Raw genomic sequence first — 16,438 nt, 5'->3', positions numbered from 1 at the left:
GCAGACAAACTCCCAGTCTACACTAGCTTAAAAAGTGTAACGTGCCTCAGCAGTTACATAACGGCGCTCACCGTAGAAGCAATCACCACGGCTCAGGCAAGAAGTCGTGTGAATTTCGTCAGTCAGGTTCTTCACATTTAGCTGGAACTTCCAGCTTTCCAGAGTGTAACCGATGGTTGCGTCATATAAGGTGTAAGATGGGTTTTCCGTAGGGAAATCCGCGAAAACATAATCGTAATAAGCTGCCTGCTCAGGATCAACAGCTACGTACAATGCATGTACTTTATCAATGCCAGTATAACTTTCACCAACATGACGAGCACCCACCCCAACACTTAGACCGGGAACCCAATCACTTAAGTCATAGTTCCCCCAAAGAGAGAATTGCTCCTCAGGTACAGTCTCAATTTCAGTACCAACCTCAAATGGATTGCTGCTTTCTAGCACTTCAGTATCCATCTGGCTGTAATTAGCCACTAGTGTCAGATTGCCCCACTGCCCACTGGCCTCAAGCTCAAATCCATCAATCTGCGCCTCACCGATTTGCCGGAAAGTTCCGTCGAGACCGTAAGTTAGGCGATTTTCCTGCTTAATCTCAAAAGCAGAAGCAGTCATCAGAATATTAGTACCTTCTGGCTGGTATTTAATACCGGCTTCAACTTGCTCCCCTTTAACAGGCTCGTAGGCACCGCCCTGGCTATTCGGATCTGCTAAAACAGCCTCAAAAGACTCTGAATAGCTAACATAAGGCGATACACCACTGTCGAAGGCATACATTAAGCCAAATCTTTTAGTGAGTTCCGTCTCTCTCTGCTTGCCACTTACATTTTTAGGAACATTACTTTGTGTTCTCGATGATAATCTATCTTCACGCAAGCCCAAGTTAAAAATAAAGCTGCCAAGGCTAACTTGGTCTTGGAAGTAAATACCTACTTGCTCAGCATTGACATCGGTATTTTCTCTCTCCAGCTCTTCCAGTCCTTCTGGTACATAACCATAAACTGGATCAAAAATATCAACGACACCACCGTAGCCACGCTTTCTCAAAATGCTGTTATCGATTTCTGCATTTTGGCTATCAATACCAGCTGAAATCTGATGCTCAAAAGAGCCAGTAGTCAGCTCTCCAGACAAGCGCAGATCAAAAATCAAAAGGTCGCTTTTCGCATCCTTCATATAGACAGTCCGTGATACTTCACGGAGATCTTTTTGTAAGCGCAGTCCAGAAGTGTAGTCAGCATACATTGAGTTATAGTCGACATCCCCTTTTGAATAGCGGAGGCCTGCATTGATTCCCCAGCTATCATTTAAGCGATGATCAACCCATAAGCTATAAGAGGTTTGCTCAGTGTTGTACTTATCCCAACCTGGCTCACTAATAAATGTATCGGTTGGAATTTCACCATTTATGTTATCAACAATGGTGCCGCCCCAGGGTAGGAAGGCTGCAGTTGTTCCAGTCTTCTCTTCTTGATGGTTTACCAAGAAAGTAATCTCGGTATCCACGTTGGGGCGCCAGGAAATGGAAGGCATAAACAGAGTGCTGTCATCATCGACATGATCAACCTGAGCATCGGCATCGCGGGCGTAACCCACTACACGGTAGAGCCATTCTCCATCACTATCCAAGGCCCCGGTAACATCGCCAGCAATTACTTTGCGATCATAGTCACCGCCCTGCACCATCAGTTCACCACCAAACTCCTCTTTGGGGCGCTTGGTAACCAAGTTGACTATACCGCCTGTAGAGCCCTGCCCATAAAGGACAGAAGAAGGCCCCTTGAGGATTTCCACACGCTCGAAGGCATAAAGGTTTGCACGTGAACCGGTATAACTGCCGAAAGTAGTTTTTAGTCCATCGACAAACATGATTGGCTCAACCGCACGAACGGTAGACCAGTCACCGCGAGCATCAACACCAAATAAGCCACCATTCACACCGGCAGAGTACTGCAGGATATCTTGCACAGACTTAGAGCCCGTAACATCAAAAAAGTCTTTATCACGCAGAGAGATAGAGAACGGCGTCTCATCAACAGGAATATTCTGCTTACCGATAGAAGTTTGGCGGGACAGGTTCAGCTCACCAGTTACATTGACCTCCTCGATACCCTCATTTTTGTCGTCGGCAGCAAAAGCCACAGAGCTACCCGAAGCAATAGCCAGCGCTAACAAGGAACGGCTAAGCCCAGAGAAAACAGGAGTGGCGTTTTGGCGTAAACCTTGGATTCGAGCGGTGCCCATGGAGATCCCTCAAAATTCAGTGGAAGTATTATCTGCCGCAGCAGGCGCTACCGACATAACTGACGCGGATCTTAATAGGAATCGTTATCACTTACAACATTATTAGAACATTTTTTTACTAACGATGTCCGCCCTGTAGCCTTGACCCAAAACAAAGGTGAGTAAACACCCACACTAAATGGCCCGACTGATATCGTTGAAAGGGGGAAAGACAGCCAACGGCGGCATAAAGACCGCGCCAGGCTCTTCGCAGTAGAAAAGAATAGCTACTAAATATTTTTCTATTTAGCTGGAAACCGTAGCTAGAATCACTTAGCGCGCAGATTATTTTTCAACCAGCACAATCAATAAAGACAAGGTGCCTCAAAATCTGAGACACCTTAATGGGCATTGTGAATCTACCTCTTCAAAGCGGGCAGCTCCACATCAGGGCTAACTATTAAGGAGTTGGATAGGTATAGCTGGCCTGAAGGCCGAGGGGCATGCCCAGATTCCAGTAGAGCACCAGGAATATGGACCAGCAGATCAAGAACACCACCGAGTAAGGCAGCATAATAGATACCAGGGTGCCAATACCCGTACCCTTCACGTACCGCTGACAATAGACAACCACTAGTGGGAAGTACGGCATCAGTGGAGTAATGATATTGGTTGAAGAATCACCAACCCGATAGGCTGCTTGAGTCAGGTCTGGGGAAAAGCCAATCTGCATCAACATAGGCACGAAGATTGGCGATAACAACGCCCATTTAGCCGAGGCCGACCCCACAAACAGGTTAATAAATGCTACCAGCACAATAATCCCCATCAGGGTGATCGGGCCAGGAAGGCTCATAGCGGCAAGCAGGCTACCCCCCTCCACCGACAACAGAGTTCCCAGGCCAGAGCGGGCGAACTCAGAAATGAACAGCGCACAGAAAAATGCCATCACGATGTAATAAGCCATGGAGCCCATGGTCTTGGACATCGCATCAATCACATCCTTACTTTTATGGAAAGTACCGGCGGCAAAGCCGAAAATGACTCCGGGAATAATAAATAACAAGAAGATCAATGGCACAATAGACTTCATTACCGGCGCACCAAAAGAGGCGAGCTCCCCTTGGGCGTCACGTAACGCGGAGGTCTCTGGCAGCATCCAGGCAATAAGCCCCACAATCCCCGCAACCATTACAGTAACCGCCAGATACATGGCCTTTTTCTCGCGGACGCCCAGCTCCTGCATTACCGGCATATCTTCTTTTTCGCCATCAATAGCGACATTCTTCAAGCGGGGCTCAATCACCTTATCGGTCAGCCACCAGCCCAACATAGTCACCACCAGACAGGAAGCCGAAGTAAAGAACCAGTTGTTGAGGGGGTTTACTTGAATCTCGGGGTCAACAATCTGTGCCGCGGTTTGGGTGAAGCCCTGAAGCAGAGGGTCGATAGCTGAGGGGACAAAATTTGCCGAGAAGCCACCTGATACTCCGGCAAAGGCTGCAGCAATACCTGCTAATGGATGACGACCAGCCGCATAAAAGATCACTCCCCCCAAAGGAATCACCAGTACATAACCCGCATCTACAGCGGTATGGCTGACAATCGCCACCAGGATCAACATGGGTGTAAGCAGCATTTGCGGAGTCACAGCAAGCAGCTTCTTCAGTACGGCATTAATAAAACCACTCTGCTCAGCCACCCCAACACCCAGCATAGCCACAAGCACTACGCCTAGTGGGGCAAAGCTGGTAAAGGTAGTCACCATACTGGAAAGGAAGCGGGCTAACTCGCCGCCGGAAAGCAGATTGGTAATCTGGATCGCCTCACCTGTTGCCGGGTGTAATGTCTCGAAGCTCATTCCAGACAGCATCCACGACAGCACCCAGATAGCCAACATCAACACAAGAAAGAGCACTGCCGGATCGGGAAGCTTGTTTCCCACTACTTCAATAAAATTAAGTGCCCGGTTGATCCATCCATTCTTGTTGGTATCAGTACCCGCAGCAGGCTCTGCTTGAACATTTTCCATAATGAAGCCCTGTATTTTGGTTATTTTTATATTCGTTTTTTTTATTGACGTTCTTATATATAAGGGACGGCTATGGAAGCCATAGCCTCCCAAATTTTTGAAGCTCTAGCGGCCGATCTTGCGAATACCAACCGCATGACGCAACTTCTCGATAAATGGAGCAGAGTAAGCGCGAGCTTTAGCTGCTCCCTTCTCCAACTCTTCCTCAATCTGCGATGGGTTTTCAAGCAGCTCATTATAACGCTCGCGGGCATCCCCAATCTGCTCACTTACCAACTCAAATAACTGCTTCTTGGCCTCACCCCAGGCGATTCCATCTTCAAACGCTTTACGCATCTCCGCCGTCTGCTCTTCAGAGGCAAAGGCCTGCCAGATCTGGAAGACTGTCGAAGTATCGGGGTCTTTAGGTTCGCCCGGCTCAAGCAGGTTGGTCTTGATCTTATTAATATGCTTTTTCAGCCTCTTCTCAGGCAAAAATAGAGGGATGGTATTGCCATAGCTCTTGCTCATTTTTCGACCATCAAGCCCCTGAAGCACCGCAACATGATCATCCACCACCGCCTCAGGCAGCGCGAAGTGCTCCCCATAGTGGTGGTTAAAGCGCTGTGCGATATCGCGGGCCATCTCAATATGCTGAACCTGATCCTTACCCACCGGTACTTTATTGGCATTGAACATCAGGATATCGGCAGCCATCAGGATGGGGTAGCTGTAAAGGCCCATGGTGACACCAAAATCAGAGTCTTCACCATCCGCGCGGTTGGCATCCACCGCAGCTTTGTATGCGTGGGCCCGGTTCATCAAGCCTTTCCCGGTCATGCAGGTAAGCAGCCAGGTCAACTCAGGAATTTCATGGATATCTGACTGACGGTAGAACACCACATTTTCGGTATTCAGGCCCAAAGCCAGCCAGGTCGCGGCAATCTCCAGAGTAGATTGATGCACCTGCTCTGGGTCCTGGCACTTGATGAGCGCATGGTAATCGGCGAGGAAATAGAAAGACTGGTTATTTTCATCCTGGCTCGCGGTAATAGCTGGGCGGATTGCGCCAACATAGTTACCCAGATGAGGTGTACCGGTGGTCGTAATACCGGTCAATACGCGCTGCTTGGTCATAATTCCTTCGTTATCCGTACTAAATTCAGGCGATAAAGGGCGAATCATAACCTGTTCAGGGCCGCGGTTGTAACAAGCAGAACTCGAGTTGGCGGCCACCAATTAATAATCTATAGCGGTAGCCTGGCTCCCTCCCCCCTCAAGCTCCATATGCGGGGCCCGTGTGCCAAATTGCTGTTGATATTGGCTTGGGGAAATACCAAAGGCTCTGCGGAAATGGTGGCGCAAGGTGACGGCACTCTCAAAACCAGCCAGGTGTGCAACCCTATCAACAGATTCCTTACCAGACTCCAGAGCTTTCTGTGCCGCTCGCAAGCGCTGCTGGATCAGCCATTCCTTTGGTGCAACGCCCATAGACTGGCGGAACTTACGATCAAAGCTACGGCGGGAGAGATGAGCTCGATCGGCCAAATCATCAATTATGATTGGGTGCTGCAGGTTGGCCAGCGCCCAATCCAAGGCACTGGCAAAATGATCTGGACGCTTTGAAACCGGGGCCTCCACAAACTGAGCCTGCCCGCCCTGCCTGTGGGGCGCCATTACAAGACGTCTGGCCACAGAGTTGGCCAACTCAAAACCATGGCGTCGCCGCAGAAACTCTATGCTCAGATCAATCGCAGCGGAGCTGCCAGCAGAACAGGCAAGCGCCCCCTGCCATACATAAAGTACATCCCCCACATACTCCACTGCCCTAAACCGCTGCTTAAACATTCCCGCATAACGCCAGTGGGTAGTGGCCTGCCGGCCATTGAGTAAGCCGATTTCCGCCGGCAGGAAGGCTCCCGAGCAAAATGTCAGTATTTGCCGCCCAGTTGCGGCGAACTCCTCGACTGCCTTATACACAGAGCTTAAATAATCATCCTTTGGTTGAGCGATAGTCGACCAACAGGGAATCACCAATAGTTCATAGTCCAGCAGGCTATTCACCTTCTTACAATTGAGGGAAAGACCGCCTACTGCAGCTGGGGCAGCTTCAGAAAAGGTCACCACCTCTCCTCTATAAAACTCCCCGAGTTCCGGTCGGGGAAGACAGAACAACTCCGCAGCACACCCGAGTTCGAACATCGCTACCTCACGATGTGCAAGGATAGCCACGCTGCCTGACCCTCCCTTTTTGCTCTCAACCCGCCTCATAGACCCAACATTCTCTATTAATGGATTTGGCGTAAAGTTAACGCTAAATGGCCTTTAAGCCAATCGTAAATCAATTACCAAAATAGCAAACTAGTCACGACTCAATACAAACAGAAACGTGTAGGAGCAACCATGAGTTCAATAGTTAGCCGTGTACCTGCCGCCAGCAGTGAAAAGGCCCTGCAGCACTTTGAGGATCTGATGGCTTATGAAACCGACTGCTGGGATGTCCACCATTCCATAACCAATGATCGTAAGGATTTTGTATTACTGGATGTAAGGGGTGAGAACGCCTATCAGAAAGGACATATTCAGGAGGCAGAGTCTCTGCCCTACCAGCGTATCACTGAGGAAAAACTGCTCAATTATGCCGCAGATACCCTCTTTGTCATCTATTGTGCAGGACCACACTGTAACGCCACAGAAAAGGCGGCTATCAGGCTGGCCAAGCTTGGCCGCCCAGTGAAGAAAATGATTGGTGGTATTACCGGGTGGATTGATGAAGGCTTTGCCCTTGAAAAATGTGTAACGGCGAGCACCAATTAAATTTAATGGGGCTGCTGCTGGATTCTTATGGGCATATGAAAGTGTTCTTTTCAATATGCAGCCACTAAAACTATATTCATAGAAATAGAAAATATGCAAATTCGCAAAGCAGCACCCAGCGATAGTTTCCAACCCCTAAAGTTAATACGTGATCTAGCAGAATTTGAAGGTTATCTCCCCAACTTCATGGTCACCGAACAGGAGCTAGAAAACAGATTGCTTAAACGCAATGACTTTCAATGCTTGGTTGCCGAGAAACGCTAGCACCCATAGAATTGTTGTTTCGAACAATAAGTGCAAATTGTAAATCAGGATTGCACTTACTCAGGGTAACGGGATAGAATTTCCATTCGGATTTATTTTTCAAGTGCATAATTAGCTTACTGATAAAACCAATGCAGTACCGACCTGGCATTTAATTTCGAGCACTAACACATTCACTATCCAGTTTACTCAAAATTTGAAAGAACTATTTAGTTAATTTTCTACGATAAAAGCTTCACTCTAATGGCAACAGACATTCCACCTAGTATCGGCTGTGACTCTAAGTTTATTTCAGCAGATCAACCCATTGTTATCCCGGGTCTCCCTGGAATAATTCGTGAATACCAATATTTTCCAGAGCATTATCACGACTCGCTGTTTTGCTCTCTAGGGATTCACTTTCCGGAAGATATACAGAAGGCAGTTACTAAGCGCAAAGCGGAGTTTCTCGCAGGGAGATACTCTGCACAACAGGCCCTACGTCAAATAGGTTGTAGCAATTTTCAGGTCCCCATTGGTACTCAACGTAGCCCTCAGTGGCCAGAAGGCATCAAGGGTGCCATTACCCATTCAGGTAATCGAGCCTTATGCGCTCTGAGCAAAAACTTAGAGCTACTCGGTATCGACTATGAATTGCCAATACCCTCTCCAACGGCCATTGAAATACAAAGAAATATAGTAACTGATAGCGAGGCACAGAGGCTTTCGCGGTTAGACAAAGAGATGAGCCACTGGTTAACTATCGCTTTTTCTATCAAGGAAAGCCTATTTAAAGCTCTACACCCTATTGTTAACCAATATTTTGACTTCCTCGACGCAGAAATTATTGAAGTTATTCCTGAAAGTCAAAGTATCTCATTATCTTTGACACGAACTCTCTGCCCTGAAGCCAAGCGAGGACAAGTATTACATGGCTCCTACCACCCTCATCGGGATGGATTTTTTACACTAGTCGGATACTCTCCAAAAAACTAAAGAGTAACTGGTAGAACTTACTCAATATCCCGCTGCGGAATAAGGCCCGAGGCCTCGACGATACACCAATAATTTTCTCTCGAATGAACAGACCAAGTCTCCCTGCTGGTTTTTCGCTCGGGAGCTGACGTGTAGCAATCCCTGGTCAGGGCGGGATTTTGATTCACGCTTCCCCAAAATTTCAGATTCGAAATACAGCGTTTCTCCAACATAAACAGGTTTAACTTTACAGTCTGTCATGCTCAAATTTGCCACCACCTTGCCAAAGGTTTTAGTGGTCATTGCCATAGCACTGAGCACAAAGGTTTCTACAACTTTTATCCTTTCCCCATAAACTTTTCTTGAAAAGTGCAGGTCTGCACAACCAGGGCTAAGATCAAACCCGTGATTTACATAGTTCAAACTAGCGGCCTCAGTAAAAGTGTGCCCTGGTCGGTGCTCAAATATCTGGCCTACTTCAAAATCCTCAAAATCAACACCATAGGTTTCGATGTAGACGCCCGGTTTATCTTCCCTAAGAAAATGAAATGATTCCTTCACGATCTTTCTCAATCTGCACCCAAGTTGAGAGGTCAGTAATTATTGACTGAAAAAGGAAGTCGATCTCGTTTGTAAATCGACATACTACAGCGCATCTCGCAGGTCTGCTCTCCCCGCTGGTTATTACTCCGAACAGCCACTTCGATCATTCCAGATTCAGAGTCTCTAAAATCACTATCGACCGATAGCACCTCACTTTCTGCATACAAAGTATCTCCGCCATAGACCGGCAACAACATGTCAATACATCCCCACTGCAAAATACTTTTCCTGCGGTTGTACGTTTTCCAGGTCATTCCCATCAGGCGTTGTACTATCAAAGTGGTATCTATTAGCGGCTTTTTAAACTCTGTTTGTGCGGCGTAATGGTTATCGAAATGAATCATTGCCTGGTTATAGGTATTGATACATTCTTCAACATTATCCTGCTGACTGATAGTAACCCCAGGCCGGTGATGAAATACTTGTCCGGGTTTAAAGTCCTCAAAATTTAGGCCATAGCGCTCCCTATAACGGTTATCACCAACTTGGATATAGGCACTAAAACAGAAGCGGGACATTAATACTCCTTATTTTAAATTCCTTTAAGGGACCTTTCCAATCTAACGTCTGCCTGCCAATTCAATCAGTCTTTGCGCTCTCTCTACTACGGGCATATCCACCATCCTGCCATCTACCACCAATACCCCATCCTTATTGGCTCTATACGCATCCACAATCCTTCGCGCTCGGTTAAGAGCTTCTTCCGAAGGAACAAACCCTTTGTGGATCCACTTCAGCTGCCGAGGGTGCAAGGCAATTTTTCCACTAAATCCCATTGCTGCCGCCCGACGGGTATCTTTAAGTAGGCCTTTGTCATCATCCAGCTGTAACCAGGGTCCATCCACCGCGGCAATATCGGCATAGCCAGCTGCTTGCAGGATACGCCCCCTTGCGTATATCAATGATTCCCAACTCATATCCGCCCCTACATCAGCCGCGTAATCAGCTGTACCAAAACCGATTGCCCGCACATTTGGCGCCCTGGCAATGTCGATGGCGTTTTGTAATCCTTTAGCGGTTTCAATCAAGGGGATTAAACTGACAGGCCGATCAATGGAGGCTGTCACCTCATTAAACCAAGCAATCTCCTCTGGTGATTCCACCTTCGGGATTAGAACGATATCCGGCAACTGCTCCAAAGCCAATACCAACAGCATGTCCTCCAGGCCCTGTTTACAGGCCAGTTGATTAATACGCAATGCGCGCTGTAGAGGAGTGGTAACAGGCATTTTAAAAAAATCGGTAACTATTTCACGCGCCACATCTTTCTGATCTGGCGCCACAGAATCCTCCAAGTCCACACATGCGACATCAGCCCCACTGCCCAAGGCTTTCTCGTACCTGTCTGAACGCGTAGCGGGTAAAAATAAAATACTGCGAAAAATATTAGCTTTCTCGCTCTCCATTATCTCCACCACCAACCTGCCAGAGGCACTTTATTAGTTATTTGGCTATTTCTTTTGCAACACACACGCACAATTAATTCACCCAAGCATATTAGCAGCCATTTATAACCTGAAATCAGATACCTATAAAAAGTTTGAAATCCGACCCCAAAAAACAATTGGCATAGCATTAAGGGGGGAGGTGAATGAACCTTAAAAATCTACAAACAAGCTGCTTTCCAATAACACCCACTATCTTTATCTGTCCTAAGATTGGTGATAATAGAATACAGTGACTGGTAGTTTATTTTATGCTCCCTCTATCTGGCGTACGAGTGATTGCTGTCGAGCAATACGGCGCAGGACCATTTGGAACTTTATTCCTCGCCAACTTAGGCGCTGAAGTCATAAAAATTGAAGATGTTTCCCATGGTGGAGATGTATCCCGCAGTGTCGGCCCATATTTCCTGCAAGGCGAGGAATCCGATAATCACAGCCTCTTCTTTCAGGGGCTTAACCACAATAAACGCAGTCTGTCCCTTAATCTCACGACAGAAGAAGGACAGAAAATTCTTCATAAGCTTGTTGAAACCGCTGACGGCCTGACTGATAACCTGCGTGGTGATGTACCAGAAAAATTGGGAATAACTTACCCAGCTCTGGAGCAAGTCAACCCGGCAATTGTCTGCGCACATCTTACTGCCTTTGGCAGAAGTGGAGAGAGGGCAACCTGGCCAGGTTACGATTACCCGATGCAGGCAGAAGCCGGTTACTTCAAGTTGACCGGAGAGCCAAGCGGCCCCCCTGCCCGCTGTGGTTTGTCGCTGGTAGACCTATCGACCGGAGTGGCCATGGCTCTCGGGCTGGTATCAGGCATTCTCAATGCCAGGAAGACAGGTAAAGGGAGGGATATCGATGTCAGTTTATTTGATAATGCACTGTATAACCTGAACTATGTAGCAATGTGGCAATTAAATGCCGGGCACAACCAGCAGCGACCACCTCGTTCCGCTCACTTCTCTTTAACTCCCTGTCAATTATATAGGACCAAGGATGACTGGATTTACCTCATGTGCAATAAGGAAAAATTTTGGACGGAGTTATGTAAGATTATTGGACGTTGCGAATTGATAACTGACCCCAGATTTTTAACCTTTAAGTCGCGCCTGAAAAACCGCGATCAACTCACTGAAATTCTGGACATAGCTCTCGCCGGAAAGACTACTGATGAATGGCTTGAGGTGTTTTCCGGACGTGTACCATCCGCCCCCATTTATGACGTTGAGCAGGCATTAACAAACCCTTTTGTCACAGAAAACGGGAGGATTCAGTCTATATACAGGAAAAATGGCGAGGAAATTAAAATTCTCAAACCGCCGATTCACTGTGACAATGAGTTACCGGAATTTAAACAGGCTCCAGAAATGGGTCAGGACAACTACAACATTCTCTCCGAGCTAGGATATTCTGCAGCAGATATTAAACAGTTGAAGAGCAATGGGGTTATTTAATTAGTCCAGTATGTCAAAGCTTTCAGCCTTAAGCTGAATTCGCAGAGACCGCCATTCATTTCTCGGTAGGGAGATAGGAACAATTACTTTAGTCGCATATTCCGCGACTCCACAATTGCCCTGATGCCGCCCAACCAGAAAGCGCAGGCGGGATTCCTGGGCAAAATCACAGCCGACAGAAACATTCTCCAGCGGTACATAGGTTTCGAGATTCACTTTCTGCAGAGCCATGCCCACAGAGCCGCGATAGGCCCGCATCAAACCGCCTACCCCTAGCTTGGTACCACCAAAATATCGGGACACTATTGCCCCCACATTGCCGATACCCTGTTTGAGTAACAGCTCCAGCATCGGGCGGCCCGCACTGCCACCAGGCTCACCATCGTCATCTGCCTGCATCACTTCCGGGTTGTCAGGGTTACCGATAACAACTGCCGTGCAATGGTGGCTAGCATCGGGGTATTTACTGCGAATCAGGCCGAGCTGGCCTTGAAAATCCGCCTTATCTTCAATTGGCCCTAACCAACAGATAAAGCGGCTTTTCTTTTCTTCAGTCTCACTGACAACGGGAAATGAGGGAATCTGATAAGTCACCGGCAAATTCATCCCAACGCTGGCTCTTCAGCCTTTCGTAAAGTGGCTGCAGCTTGGTTTGCCACACTTTATTATCCACCACCCCCACATGCTTACAGCGGATTGTGCCCTCGGCATCTACCAGGAAAGTTTCCGGAGCACCGAAAACACCCAAGTCGAGGGCCAGGCGCCCTTCCCTATCGGCGAGACTATAGAGATAAGGATTGTGGAATTTATCCAACCACTTGATCGCAGCATCATCCTCATCCTTCATATTGATCCCGATGATAGGGACGCCCTGTTCCGCCAAGGCATTCAGGTAGGGGTGTTCCACTCGGCAAGCTACACACCAGGTTGCCCAAACGTTGAGCAGATGAGGCCCCTTGGGCAGGTCGCCTTTTTGCACCAGCTGGCTGTTATCAGCAACCTTCTCAAGGGAAAAGTCTGGCACCGGCTTATTCAGCAGTGCCGAGGGCATTTCCTGTGGGTTCAGGTACAGGCCACGCCAAAAGAGCGTGGCCAACGCAATAAAAATAATCAGCGGCAAGAACAGTTTCAATCTGGACATAGCACCTATCCCAAAAACTACGCAGTAGCTACATTGCTTGAAATCGGCACCTGGCGAGCCGCTTTGGCCTTACGGTAGCGCTTATCCGCAACTGCAATACCACCGCCAATAGACATCAGCATGGCACCGAGCCAAATCCACACAACGAATGCCTTATATTGCAGGCGCACAGCCCAATCTCCACTGGGATTACTGCGATCCATCGGTTCACCCAATGCTACGTAAATATCGCGAAACAGGCCGGTATCGATAGCCGCTTCCGTCATAGTGTTGCCACCAGAAAAATAATTGCGCTTTTGCGGGTGCAATTCGGCTACAGGCTCACCGTTTTTACGGACGTGCAGTACTCCCTCAAAGGCACGGTAATTGGGGCCCTGGGCCAAGCGCACGCCGTCAAACCGGAAATCGTAACCAGCCATTTGGTAGCTGTCGCCGGCCCCCATACGCAGGTCCTCTTCCACACTGTATACCGTGGTCAATACAACCCCGAGTACCGCTACAGCCAAGCCGATATGAGCGAGGTGCATACCGTAATAACTGGCGCGCTGACGCCCTAAGCCGGCAACAAAAGATTTTGCATTGCGGGTCTTGGACACGATGTCGGCGAGGCTTGCACAAAATACCCAGGCGCCGACAAAAATCCCAAACACTGCGCCCCAATGATAATGATCAAACGCCAATGGCCAGACCAGGGCGATTACCAACGCTGCCAGGAAAGGCAAACGCCATGTGCTCAACAGTTTGTCCCAACGGCTGTCTTTCCAGTTTGCATGTACTCCCATACCCAGCAGTAAGCACAAGGCCACCATTAAGGGAACAAAGAACAAGTTGAAGAAAGGCGCTCCCACACTGATCTTGCCCAGGTTCAAGGCGTCCGCCACTAAGGGATATAGAGTACCGGTCAGTACCATCCCCATAATCAGGATCAGCAAAATGTTATTGCCGAGCAGGAAGGTCTCCAGGGAACGGAAGGAAAATACGCTGCGTGCGCTGACAGAAGGAGCACGCAGGGCAAACAACAATAAAGAGAGACCGACAACCAACGCCAGGAATCCCAGAATAAAACTGCCGCGCAGCGGGTCGGTCGCGAAGGCGTGAACTGAAGTAATAACACCGGAACGCACCAGGAAAGTACCCAGCAGGCTCAGGCTGAAGGCGAATATCGCCAATAAAATGGTCCAGCTCTTGAACAGGCCACGTTTCTCTGTCACAGCCAGGGAATGCAGTAGAGCTGTACCCACTAACCACGGCATCAGGGACGCATTCTCCACTGGGTCCCAGAACCACCAGCCTCCCCAGCCAAGTTCGTAGTAGGCCCACCAGCTTCCAAGGGCAATACCCAAAGTAAGGAATGCCCAGGCCACTGCTGTCCAGGGTCTGGCCCAGCGAGCCCACACTGCATCCAGCTGCCCTCCGAGCAAGGCCGCGATAGCAAAGGCAAAGGCAACCGAGAATCCCACATACCCCATATACAATAGAGGTGGGTGGAAGATCATACCGGGATCCTGCAACAGCGGATTCAGATCTGAGCCCTCCATTGGTGGGAATGGCAGGGTGCGGTCAAACGGGTTGGAGGTAAGCAGAATAAACAGGAAGAAGCCGATCAATATCATGCCCATCACAGACAGCACCCGAGCGGACAACTCTGGCGGCAACTGGCGGCCAAACATCGCAACTGCTGCCGCCCAACCAGCCTGAATCAGGAGCCATAAAAGTATAGAGCCTTCATGGCCACCCCAAACTGCGGTTACTTTATAGTAAACAGGCAGGATGCTATTGGAGTTCTTGGCAACGTAATTAACCGTGAAATCGCTCTGTACAAAGGCAACGGTCAGGCAGGCAAAGGCGATCAATACAAATGCAAATACCCCCAATGCCAAAGGACGTCCCGCGTCCATCCACAGGGGGCGAGAGGTGTAACTGCCGGCTATGGGCAAGGCCGCCAGGGCAATGGAAAGCAGCAGGCCTGCAACCAGTGCAAAATGGCCTAACTCAGGAGTCATATTTTCGCTCCATCAGTGCAGCCCTTGTGGGAAACCATACTTTCCGCAACTTCTGGCGGAGTATAATTTTCATCGTGCTTGGCCAGCACCTGGTCTGCACGCATAGTACCGTTCTGCATCAGCTGCCCGGTAATAACCGCAGCCTCACCTTCGGCAAACAGGTCCGGCAGGATCTTGTCGAATACAACCGACAACTCAGCTTCACCATCGGTAATAACAAACTGCACATCCAGGCTATCATCAGAGCGCTGCACACTACCCGGTACCACACAGCCACCCGCGCGAATACGCTTCTCAAAGGGTACTTCCCCGGCCGCAAAAGCGCTTGGCGCATAGAAATAATCCATATTTTCACGCATCGCATAGGTTACAAAACCCACTGCGACACTAGACAAGGTGACCAGGACAAGTACCAGGATCAGGCGTTGCTTGCGTACAGGATGCATTGTCTTAGTTGAACTCCATAAATTTAAGTTTTGATCTTGTTAGCTGGGTTGCGGTTTCGACCGGACAAACAACTAAATCTAAAACTGCGAGGCGGCACTGCCTATGCCGTCTCCTCCACAACTTGCCGTTCCTCTTTCATCCTACGACGGCGCTTCGCAATACGCTGCTGGTACTGCAACTCCCGCTGCAGGCGACGACGGGTAAGCAGAGGGTAAAGAGCCATAGCGGCAAGCGCGGAAAAAGTGATGGCGTAGGAAACCCACACATAGATGCCGTGCCCATCCATCGCCATAAAATCTGCAAAACTGGTAAATTGAAACTGCATATTATTTTCCCCCTGCCAGTTCCTGCTGTACCCAATTAGTGCGTATCTCACGACGTAGCAGCAGGGTGCGGGTGTGGGTCAGCAAGATCCAGGCATACATACAGTAGAAGCCGATAATCATTGTCAGCAGCGGATAGAACATGCTTGGGTCAATGCTGCTGGACTCTGTCAGGCGGATAGTGGCGGGCTGATGCAGGGTAAACCACCAATCCACCGACTTGTAGATAATCGGGATATTGACTGTGCCGACCAACGCAAGCAGCGCACAGGCTTTGTCAGCCACTTGCTCGCGGCTGACTGCCTGGGACAGTGCCATTACGCCGATATACAGGAACAGCAGAATCAACATCGAGGTGATACGTGCATCCCACACCCAGTAAGTACCCCAGGTGGGCTTACCCCATACGGCACCGGTAAAAAGGGAGATAAAAGTTAGCACCGCGCCGATAGGCGCTGCGGCCCGCATCACAGCAAAGGAGAGTTTCATCTTCCAGATAAGGCCAATAGCCCCACTGATCGCCATGATGTAATAACCGGCCAGGGCCAGGAAGGCAGCTGGGACATGAATAAAAATAATGCGGTAGCTATTGCCCTGCTTGGCATCTTCCGGAGCAAACCCGAGCCCCCACACAGTACCCACTGCCAACAGTACAACACTAGCCAGTGCCAACCAGGGAAGCCATGCACTGGTCTTCTGGTAAAACCAACGCGGCGAACCTAAACGGTGAAACCATTGCCAAGCCAAGAAGACCTC

The 16,438-nt window shown here is 49.0% G+C and carries 17 protein-coding genes; 4 read left to right on the top strand and 13 right to left on the bottom strand.

The window, feature by feature from the left end; all coding sequences use genetic code 11:
* Positions 1-27: 27 nt before the first annotated feature.
* The 4 genes from GL2_RS14225 to GL2_RS14210 form a co-directional block, all read right to left on the bottom strand.
* Positions 28-2,244, bottom strand: a complete 2,217-nt coding sequence (locus GL2_RS14225) for a TonB-dependent siderophore receptor (RefSeq protein ID WP_143731277.1) — start codon at positions 2,242-2,244, stop codon at positions 28-30.
* A gap of 439 nt (positions 2,245-2,683) precedes the next feature.
* A complete protein-coding gene (locus tag GL2_RS14220; RefSeq protein WP_143731276.1) occupies positions 2,684-4,255 on the bottom strand; it encodes an AbgT family transporter in 1,572 nt (523 codons plus the stop codon).
* Positions 4,256-4,360: 105 nt separating this feature from the next.
* Positions 4,361-5,371: a tryptophan--tRNA ligase gene (locus tag GL2_RS14215; protein WP_143731275.1), complete on the bottom strand. Its 1,011-nt coding sequence runs from the start codon at positions 5,369-5,371 to the stop codon at positions 4,361-4,363.
* A gap of 102 nt (positions 5,372-5,473) precedes the next feature.
* Positions 5,474-6,466, bottom strand: a complete 993-nt coding sequence (locus GL2_RS14210; RefSeq protein ID WP_232053627.1) for a helix-turn-helix domain-containing protein — start codon at positions 6,464-6,466, stop codon at positions 5,474-5,476.
* A 171-nt stretch (positions 6,467-6,637) separates the two neighbouring features.
* Between GL2_RS14210 and GL2_RS14205 the strand changes: the two genes are divergently transcribed.
* The 3 genes from GL2_RS14205 to GL2_RS14200 all read left to right on the top strand — a co-directional run bounded on the left by GL2_RS14205 (position 6,638) and on the right by GL2_RS14200 (position 8,290).
* Complete coding sequence (locus GL2_RS14205; RefSeq protein ID WP_143731273.1) at positions 6,638-7,051, top strand: rhodanese-like domain-containing protein; 414 nt, start codon at positions 6,638-6,640, stop codon at positions 7,049-7,051.
* A 93-nt stretch (positions 7,052-7,144) separates the two neighbouring features.
* A complete protein-coding gene (locus GL2_RS21535) occupies positions 7,145-7,315 on the top strand; it encodes a hypothetical protein (RefSeq protein WP_172621157.1) in 171 nt (56 codons plus the stop codon).
* A gap of 243 nt (positions 7,316-7,558) precedes the next feature.
* Positions 7,559-8,290, top strand: a complete 732-nt coding sequence (locus tag GL2_RS14200; protein WP_143731272.1) for a 4'-phosphopantetheinyl transferase — start codon at positions 7,559-7,561, stop codon at positions 8,288-8,290.
* A 21-nt stretch (positions 8,291-8,311) separates the two neighbouring features.
* Here GL2_RS14200 and GL2_RS14195 read toward each other — a convergent pair whose 3' ends face one another.
* The 3 genes from GL2_RS14195 to GL2_RS14185 are packed head-to-tail and all read right to left on the bottom strand — an operon-like array spanning position 8,312 to position 10,278.
* Entirely contained in the window at positions 8,312-8,830 is a 519-nt protein-coding gene (locus GL2_RS14195; protein WP_143731271.1) for a MaoC family dehydratase, read from the bottom strand.
* 32 nt (positions 8,831-8,862) lie between these two features.
* Positions 8,863-9,390 carry a MaoC family dehydratase gene (locus GL2_RS14190; RefSeq protein ID WP_143731270.1) on the bottom strand — a complete coding sequence of 176 codons (528 nt, stop codon included), beginning with the start codon at positions 9,388-9,390 and terminating at the stop codon, positions 8,863-8,865.
* Positions 9,391-9,432: 42 nt separating this feature from the next.
* Positions 9,433-10,278: a CoA ester lyase gene (locus GL2_RS14185; RefSeq protein ID WP_143731269.1), complete on the bottom strand. Its 846-nt coding sequence runs from the start codon at positions 10,276-10,278 to the stop codon at positions 9,433-9,435.
* A gap of 290 nt (positions 10,279-10,568) precedes the next feature.
* Between GL2_RS14185 and GL2_RS14180 the strand changes: the two genes are divergently transcribed.
* A complete protein-coding gene (locus tag GL2_RS14180; RefSeq protein WP_143731268.1) occupies positions 10,569-11,768 on the top strand; it encodes a CaiB/BaiF CoA-transferase family protein in 1,200 nt (399 codons plus the stop codon).
* Here the strand turns inward: GL2_RS14180 and GL2_RS14175 are convergent, their stop codons facing one another.
* The 6 genes from GL2_RS14175 to GL2_RS14150 all read right to left on the bottom strand — a co-directional run bounded on the left by GL2_RS14175 (position 11,769) and on the right by GL2_RS14150 (position 16,429).
* Positions 11,769-12,374: a YigZ family protein gene (locus GL2_RS14175; protein ID WP_143731267.1), complete on the bottom strand. Its 606-nt coding sequence runs from the start codon at positions 12,372-12,374 to the stop codon at positions 11,769-11,771. It abuts the gene before it with no gap.
* The gene (locus tag GL2_RS14170) at positions 12,325-12,909 is read right to left on the bottom strand and encodes a DsbE family thiol:disulfide interchange protein (RefSeq protein WP_143731266.1); all 585 of its coding nucleotides are present in this window, start codon (positions 12,907-12,909) and stop codon (positions 12,325-12,327) included. The genes GL2_RS14175 and GL2_RS14170 overlap by 50 nt, the downstream gene beginning before the upstream one ends.
* Before the next feature lie 17 nt (positions 12,910-12,926).
* Positions 12,927-14,912, bottom strand: a complete 1,986-nt coding sequence (locus tag GL2_RS14165) for a heme lyase CcmF/NrfE family subunit (RefSeq protein WP_143731265.1) — start codon at positions 14,910-14,912, stop codon at positions 12,927-12,929.
* The gene (gene ccmE / locus GL2_RS14160; RefSeq protein ID WP_143731264.1) at positions 14,909-15,358 is read right to left on the bottom strand and encodes a cytochrome c maturation protein CcmE; all 450 of its coding nucleotides are present in this window, start codon (positions 15,356-15,358) and stop codon (positions 14,909-14,911) included. The genes GL2_RS14165 and ccmE overlap by 4 nt, the downstream gene beginning before the upstream one ends.
* Positions 15,359-15,459: 101 nt before the next feature.
* On the bottom strand, positions 15,460-15,684 hold the full coding sequence (gene ccmD, locus GL2_RS14155; protein ID WP_143731263.1) for a heme exporter protein CcmD: 225 nt from the start codon (positions 15,682-15,684) through the stop codon (positions 15,460-15,462).
* A 1-nt stretch (position 15,685) separates the two neighbouring features.
* The gene (locus tag GL2_RS14150) at positions 15,686-16,429 is read right to left on the bottom strand and encodes a heme ABC transporter permease (RefSeq protein ID WP_143731262.1); all 744 of its coding nucleotides are present in this window, start codon (positions 16,427-16,429) and stop codon (positions 15,686-15,688) included.
* Positions 16,430-16,438 lie beyond the last annotated feature (9 nt).

This window comes from Microbulbifer sp. GL-2, from assembly GCF_007183175.1.
GTDB lineage: Bacteria > Pseudomonadota > Gammaproteobacteria > Pseudomonadales > Cellvibrionaceae > Microbulbifer.
This window is presented reverse-complemented; position numbering and strand designations above follow the sequence as displayed.

Coding starts and splice junctions, on each gene's coding strand:
- GL2_RS14225 (WP_143731277.1), bottom strand. CDS start 2,244: ATGGGCACCGCTCGAATCCAAGGTTTACGCCAAAACGCCACTCCTGTT.
- GL2_RS14220 (WP_143731276.1), bottom strand. CDS start 4,255: ATGGAAAATGTTCAAGCAGAGCCTGCTGCGGGTACTGATACCAACAAG.
- GL2_RS14215 (WP_143731275.1), bottom strand. CDS start 5,371: ATGACCAAGCAGCGCGTATTGACCGGTATTACGACCACCGGTACACCT.
- GL2_RS14205 (WP_143731273.1), top strand. CDS start 6,638: ATGAGTTCAATAGTTAGCCGTGTACCTGCCGCCAGCAGTGAAAAGGCC.
- GL2_RS21535 (WP_172621157.1), top strand. CDS start 7,145: ATGCAAATTCGCAAAGCAGCACCCAGCGATAGTTTCCAACCCCTAAAG.
- GL2_RS14200 (WP_143731272.1), top strand. CDS start 7,559: ATGGCAACAGACATTCCACCTAGTATCGGCTGTGACTCTAAGTTTATT.
- GL2_RS14190 (WP_143731270.1), bottom strand. CDS start 9,390: ATGTCCCGCTTCTGTTTTAGTGCCTATATCCAAGTTGGTGATAACCGT.
- GL2_RS14185 (WP_143731269.1), bottom strand. CDS start 10,278: ATGGAGAGCGAGAAAGCTAATATTTTTCGCAGTATTTTATTTTTACCC.
- GL2_RS14180 (WP_143731268.1), top strand. CDS start 10,569: ATGCTCCCTCTATCTGGCGTACGAGTGATTGCTGTCGAGCAATACGGC.
- GL2_RS14175 (WP_143731267.1), bottom strand. CDS start 12,374: ATGAATTTGCCGGTGACTTATCAGATTCCCTCATTTCCCGTTGTCAGT.
- GL2_RS14170 (WP_143731266.1), bottom strand. CDS start 12,909: ATGTCCAGATTGAAACTGTTCTTGCCGCTGATTATTTTTATTGCGTTG.
- GL2_RS14165 (WP_143731265.1), bottom strand. CDS start 14,912: ATGACTCCTGAGTTAGGCCATTTTGCACTGGTTGCAGGCCTGCTGCTT.
- ccmE (WP_143731264.1), bottom strand. CDS start 15,358: ATGCATCCTGTACGCAAGCAACGCCTGATCCTGGTACTTGTCCTGGTC.
- ccmD (WP_143731263.1), bottom strand. CDS start 15,684: ATGCAGTTTCAATTTACCAGTTTTGCAGATTTTATGGCGATGGATGGG.